The sequence below is a fragment of the Pseudofrankia sp. EUN1h genome (assembly GCF_001854645.1).
In the GTDB taxonomy this organism is placed as follows: Bacteria; Actinomycetota; Actinomycetes; order Frankiales; family Frankiaceae; genus Pseudofrankia; species Pseudofrankia saprophytica.
In genome coordinates this window covers 1-5,904 of the sequence record NZ_MBLN01000020.1, presented here as the reverse complement: position 1 = coordinate 5,904, position 5,904 = coordinate 1, and the positions used below count along the sequence as shown (strand labels likewise).

Genomic DNA, 5,904 nt, shown 5'->3' with positions numbered 1-5,904 from the left:
CTGACCGCCACGCGCCTTGTGGAGGTCTGCGCCAGCGCCGACATCGCGGTCGCACACGCCGGCGACCCCGCGGTCGCTGTTCGGCTTGCACTGCGCAGCCTTGCGCGCCGCCATCAGCGGTTGTCCGTCGAGATCCGCGACCTCGACACAGTCATCAACCGGCTCGTGGTCACGATCAGCCCAAAACTGCTCGAGGTCCAAGGCGTCGGCCCGGACACCGCCGGCCAGMTGCTCGTCACCATGGGAGCCAACCCCGACCGGATGCGCTCAGAGGCCGCGTTCGCAATGCTCTGCGGCGTCGCCCCGCTACCCGCGTCCTCAGGCCGGACCCATCGCTACCGACTCAACCGCGGTGGCGACCGCCAGGCGAACGCCGCGCTCTACCGGGTCGTGCTCTCCCGCCTGCGCTGGGACGCGAGAACCCGTGCCTACGTCGAGCGCCGCACCAAGGAGGGCAAGAGCAAGAAAGAGATCATCCGCTGCCTCAAGCGCTACGTCGCCCGGGAACTCTACGCGATCCTCACCACCCTACGAGAACCAAACGATCTTCCAGTGATCACTTGACATCCATAGGAGCATCCCCTCCGAACTAATTTATCGATCTTCGGAGATTCCCGCGGTAGGAATATGAGCCCGGCGTCGTACTGGGTGTGTGCCAGACCAGAGTCCGATCGCAGCGTTCGGTCCTTCGGGACGGTGGTCGAGGTGGAGGACTTGCCGCTCATTGCTCGGCTAACGCGAAGCGATGGGATCCCCGTGCGGCACGATGAGGGAATTCCGGGGTGCTGTGGGAGTGATCGTTCGGTGTTCGTTCACCAGGACCGGTAGCGATCAGCGGCGGGGGAACCTGGTGACCCAGCGGCGCTGCCAGGGGGTCTCGACCGCTCGGGGATGGTGGTGTTGCCGGGTCCAGGCGGTGGCGTCGGCGGGGTCCAGTCCGGCCAGGACGGCGAGGCAGGCGATGACAGTGCCGGTGCGGCCGACTCCGCCTCCGCATGCGACCTCGACTGCCGCGCCGGACTGTGCCTGTTCGTGGAGCGCCCGGATGTGCCGGACGGCTTGGTCGTGGTCGCGGGGCAGGAGGAAATCGGGCCAGTCGATCCACGTGCGCGGCCAGGGAAGTGTGGCGTCGTGTCGGTGGCGCAGGCGACGGGATCCCAGATAGAGGCCGAAGTCGGGCGATTCGCCGTCTGGCGCCGGACGGCGCAGGCCGCGGCCGCGGACCCAGGAGCCGTCGGGGAGTTGGAATGCGCCGACGAGGGGCGGAGTGCTCACCGCGCCATGCCCGTGATCTGTCGGCGGGCGCGGTGGTTTGCCACGTTGAGGCGGTTGCCGCACCGGTCGGGCATGCAGTAGCGGCGCTGTCCAGCTCGGCTGATGTCGACGAACACTCCCCGGCAGTCCGGGGCCTGGCAGGCGCGGAATCGTTCGTGTCCGAGCGTCCGGATGACTCCAAGGAGACCAGCACCCACGAGTGCGGCCAGCTCGTCAACGAGCGACGCGCCTGCCACGGTGGGGATGTGCCACTGCCAGCGGTTGGCGGCGTCGCGCTGCAACGTCGGGGCGAGACCGGCCCGCCTGAGTAGCACGGTCGCGCCAGCGACCGCGTGATCCTCGGTCGCGGTCTCCAGGACGCCACGCACCTCGCGGCGCAGAAAATGCACCCGACGGACCTCGTCGGCCGTGGGCGGGAAGCTGTCCGCCCCGGCGGCGCCCCGGTGGAGACCGTGCTCGGCCAGGAAGGCCGCGAGGGCRTCCGGGTCCGGAAGGGCCTCGCCCTCGATAGTCCGCACTGTGGGCGAGGTGTTGACCAGGTCCGTTGCGACCGTCGCCCCCACCGTGTAGTCGACCAGGGGCAGCCGCATCGCCGACCCTCCGATCATGGTAACTGGCATAAGGCGACTATACCACTTACGCGCCTGGGATGGAGGAGGGATCCGTCGGTGCGGTCCGCTTGATCGCCCGGTCGACTCGAGGCAGGACGAGAGCGGGTGGATGATGGTCGCGGCGGACCAGTTGACCGCCGCGGCGGCCCAGTAGGTCGACCGGGTGATCGAAGCGGTGCCGAGCCGGGTCTCCGTGGTCATGGCCCAGTCCATGGGCGTCACCGCGGTGCTGCGGTGGCTCGTGGCCGACGTGAACCGGGACGTCGACGCGATTGTTCTCGTCTCCCGTGCTACCGGGCGGACTCCATGGGGTCCGGACTTTCGGTACTGGAGCGGCTGAGCCTGGACATCCAGCACGCCTCACGCGCGGTGGTGCGAAGCATGTACGGGGAGCGGGTCAAGAACGTCGATCCGGAGATCCTCGACCATATCGCCGGGAAGTTCTACGACCGTGCGGGCCCTCAGGCGATGATGGCCGTGCCACGGCGCGGGCGGAGCGGGCGAGCGGGGCCGTCACGGCCGGAGGATGCGAGGGCTCGGAGGGTGGTGAGGGCGCATGCCCGCCGAGCGGGCACGCACCGCTCCTCCTTGGGCCGGCCGGGTCACTCGGCCACCGTGAAGTAGGCGGCAGGATCAAGGGAGTTGAGTGCGATCCAGCGCTGCGCCGTCGCCTCGGCGGGCGCCTGGCCGCCGCCCGCCGAAGTGCGGAAGAAGCCCTGCACGTCGAGAGCGATGCGGGGATCGCCGTCGATGCGCCGCGCCATGTCGTAGTAGACGGCCAGCTCATGGACGCACCGCGGAGTGGCGGCCGGGCAGGAGCAGTCGACGCTGTCGAGGACCGGTGCGGGCGGATGGCCCGCGTCGGCGATCGCGCGGTACAGATCGTCAGTGAGCAGGGGCTGGATGCTGCTCAGCTGTCGGGAGATCTCGGCCGTCGCCCCCGTGGACATCGGCGCGACCTCGATCGTGACCACCGAGGTGCCGCGGCCGCGGTGCACGACGGCGCGCACGGTCCGGCCGTCGAACGTGATCTGCACCTTCCCGTCGCGCGCCATGCGCCGCGCGCTCGGCAGTTGGGGATAGAGACGGGTCTGGCGCAACGACTCGGCGAACCGGACCCAGTCCATGCCCCACTTCGTGTAACCGTAGTCGTGGTCGGCCATCGTCAGTTGACTCGCTTCCGGCGCAGGACCTCGATGAGACGGTCGTCGTCCAGGCGGGTCAGCTCGGCGACGCTGGACATGTCGGCGATGTCCGACAGCGCGGACTTGTGGTTGTGCATGGCCGCGATGTGCTCCTCGACGGTGGTCCCGGTGGTCAGGGTGGTGACGGTGACCGTGCGGGTCTGACCGATCCGGTGGACCCGGTCGGACGCCTGGGCCTCCACGGCCGGGTTCCACCACCGGTCGAAGTGGATGACGTCGGCCGCGCGCGTGAGCGTGAGCCCGGTGCCCCCGGCCTTCAGGCTGAGGACGAGCACCTTCGGACCGTCGTCGGACTGGAACCGGCGGACGATGTCGGCCCGTTGCTCCTGGTTCAGGCCGCCGTGGAAGAACGGCGTACTGACCCCGAACTGTTCGGCGAAGTGCCGGACCAGCAGCTCACCGGTCTGCCGGTACTGGGTGAAGACGAGGGTCGGAGAGTCGTTCTCCAGGTTGTTGGCCACGATGTCGGTGCACAGGTCGAGCTTGCCCGACCTGCCCGACAGCTCCCCGAAGTCGTCCGTGATCAGGCCCGGATGGTTGCAGACCTGCTTGAGCGAGGTCAGGACCGCAAGCACCTTGGTCTGCCGCTGGGTGCCACCGCCGAAGCCGTCGTCGATGACCTGCTCCAGCAGCCGGTCGTACAGCCGCTCCTGCTCCTCGGTGAGGTCGCAGATGAGATCCGCGTGGATCTTGGGCGGGAGCGACCTCGCGACCTGGGACTTCTTCCGCATCAGCACGACCGGCTCGATGGCCCCGCGCAGCCGGGCGGAAGCGGCCAGGGAGCCGTCCGAGATCGGCCGCACGAAGCGACGGCGGAACTGCGTCCGGTTCCCGAACAGGTACGGTGCGACCAGATTGAGCAGGGCCCACAGCTCGTCGAGGTGATTCTCGACGGGCGTCCCGGTCAGGGCGATCCGCGCGTCGGCCGCGATGGTGCGCGCGGCCTTCGACACCTGCGTACGGGGGTTCTTCAGGCTCTGCGCCTCGTCGAAGACCACGGTGCTCCACTGGATCCCCGCCAGGGCCGGGCTGTGCGTGCGCAGCGTGGGGTAGCCGGTGAGCACCACCGTGCCGTTGTCCACCTCGGGTAGCGGCCCGCCGCGCCAGATCGTAGCCCGCAGGCCAGGTGCGAACCGCGCGATCTCGTGTGCCCAGTTCCCCACCAACGACGTGGGACAGACCACCAGTTGCGGCCCCTCTCGGCCCGTCCGGCGACACAGCCGATGGTCTGTAGGGTCTTGCCGAGTCCCATCTCGTCGGCCAGCACCGCGCCGCCGTGCGTCTCGATGGTCTCGCGCAGCCAGCTCACCCCGCGCACCTGATACGGGCGCAGCTTGGCGGTGAGCGCCGCGCGCATCTCGGCCTCCACCGAGGTGGTGCGGCGGAAGACGCCGCCCGCGTGTTCCGCCGTCGTGACGGCGACACCCGTGGCGTCGGGGACCGCGTGCGCGGCGATCGGCAGAGCCGACTCGCTGCCCGCGATCCACGACCGCCAGACGTCCACCGACCGGCCGGGCGAGTCGAGGGGCACGGCCACGAGCCGGTCCGGCTCGATCAGCACGCAATCGACGTCGGACACCTTGAGCCTGCCGAGGTCCGGCGTCGGCACAACCAGGGGAGCGGTCTCGACGTCACCGACCGCCGGGGCCGCCCCCACGGTGCCGTCGGACCAGGTCCACAGGGCGAACATGTGCCGGTCGGGCAGGTATGTGGCCTGACTGTCCGACCGCGCCTCGGGGGGTTTCTGCCTGGTTCCCATGGCGTCAGCGGGTGCCCACGTCGGCGCCCTCGCGGGCGGTCAGGTCCTCGGCCCCAGCCCGGGGGGCCGTCTCGTCCGCGGTCGGGCCGCCGTCCCGCGCGGGCTCCGGCGCGCCCCCGGCAGTCAGCCCACGGACCGGGTCCGCGAGGGTCTCCAGGGTGGTGCTCAGGACAGTGTTGTCCAGCCAGATCAGCAGTGAACACACCATGAGAACGGCAAGAATCAACTGCTGCCTGGACTTCGGCAACGTGGATGTAGTCATGAAGACCTTCGGACGCGGTCTGGAAAAGCTGACGAGCGGACCGTAGACAACCATCGGGCGTGTGTCAATTCCCGGGCGGCCGGTAACGGTCGGCGATTTTCCGGCGCCCCCGAGGGCATGCCGCCAAGTGCTCTGTCAATTCTTGAAGATGTGAGCGGACCGACGGTTTAGTGCGCCCCGTGGGCATGGCGCCAAGCGCCGTGTCAATTTCTGATCCTGTTTTTTGACTTCGCGCGAATTCCGTGCCCTCACCTTGTGTTCTGCCTCTGCTCTGCGCCCTGTCCCGCCCCGTGTCCCGCGTCGTGCGCGGCACCGGGAGCAGGAGGGGATGGGCGCCAGCGCCTGTGCGGGCCGCTGGCAGATCGAGGAGGACAATGAGATCAACAAACGGCTCGTCGGCCTCGACTCCTACCAGATGCGCAAGTGGACTCCGTGGCACCGGCACGTCACCGCCTGCATGCTCGCCACCGCGTTCCTCGCCGTCCAACGCGCCGCCTTCCCCGACCCCGACCAGGACCCCGAGCCGGAACAGCTCGCCACCTGGGAAAAGACCAGAGGACCAGCGAGAGCGGGGCCACTGGCTGATCCCCGGACCACCGCTGCGGCCCACGGCCCACTCCATCCGCCACTGCCTGGCCGCCGTCCATCTCAACCCGCGCCACACCGCCGAGACGATCAGCTCCTGCGAACTGTGGCGACGCTGGGTGAGTCGCCGAGGGGAGTCTCACCCCTCGGCGCTCGTAGATCCGGACGTGAGACTCTCGCCTCATCCGGCTCCCGTCATCCAGCCTT

6 protein-coding genes and 2 pseudogenes are annotated in these 5,904 nt (G+C 69.3%); 3 read left to right on the top strand and 5 right to left on the bottom strand.

Going from position 1 to position 5,904, the window contains the following annotated elements:
- On the top strand, positions 1 to 564 hold a 564-nt coding region (locus BCD49_RS06465), incomplete at its 5' end, for a transposase (protein WP_131803384.1).
- A gap of 267 nt (positions 565 to 831) precedes the next feature.
- On the opposite strand, the gene BCD49_RS06460 is transcribed toward BCD49_RS06465, so the two are convergent.
- Both BCD49_RS06460 and BCD49_RS06455 read right to left on the bottom strand, forming a co-directional pair.
- Positions 832 to 1,275 (bottom strand): phosphatase domain-containing protein, encoded by a 444-nt coding sequence (locus BCD49_RS06460; protein ID WP_007507741.1) that lies wholly within the window; start codon positions 1,273 to 1,275, stop codon positions 832 to 834.
- Complete coding sequence (locus BCD49_RS06455) at positions 1,272 to 1,865, bottom strand: CGNR zinc finger domain-containing protein (protein ID WP_007507740.1); 594 nt, start codon at positions 1,863 to 1,865, stop codon at positions 1,272 to 1,274. Before BCD49_RS06455 ends, BCD49_RS06460 begins: the two co-directional genes overlap by 4 nt.
- A gap of 184 nt (positions 1,866 to 2,049) precedes the next feature.
- On the opposite strand from BCD49_RS06455, the gene BCD49_RS43425 reads away from it, so the two are divergent.
- Positions 2,050 to 2,226, top strand: coding sequence for a hypothetical protein (locus BCD49_RS43425; RefSeq protein WP_007507732.1), 177 nt, complete (start codon positions 2,050 to 2,052; stop codon positions 2,224 to 2,226).
- A gap of 262 nt (positions 2,227 to 2,488) precedes the next feature.
- Here the strand turns inward: BCD49_RS43425 and BCD49_RS06450 are convergent, their stop codons facing one another.
- The 3 genes and pseudogenes from BCD49_RS06450 to BCD49_RS43990 all read right to left on the bottom strand — a co-directional run bounded on the left by BCD49_RS06450 (position 2,489) and on the right by BCD49_RS43990 (position 5,112).
- Entirely contained in the window at positions 2,489 to 3,049 is a 561-nt protein-coding gene (locus BCD49_RS06450) for a hypothetical protein (protein WP_007507728.1), read from the bottom strand.
- A 2-nt stretch (positions 3,050 to 3,051) separates the two neighbouring features.
- A pseudogene (locus tag BCD49_RS46340) lies at positions 3,052 to 4,781 on the bottom strand (DEAD/DEAH box helicase).
- A gap of 73 nt (positions 4,782 to 4,854) precedes the next feature.
- Positions 4,855 to 5,112 (bottom strand): hypothetical protein, encoded by a 258-nt coding sequence (locus tag BCD49_RS43990; RefSeq protein ID WP_007507724.1) that lies wholly within the window; start codon positions 5,110 to 5,112, stop codon positions 4,855 to 4,857.
- A gap of 352 nt (positions 5,113 to 5,464) precedes the next feature.
- Here BCD49_RS43990 and BCD49_RS46335 point away from each other — a divergent pair.
- Positions 5,465 to 5,617: pseudogene (locus BCD49_RS46335) on the top strand (IS701 family transposase); the annotation flags it as partial.
- Positions 5,618 to 5,904 lie beyond the last annotated feature (287 nt).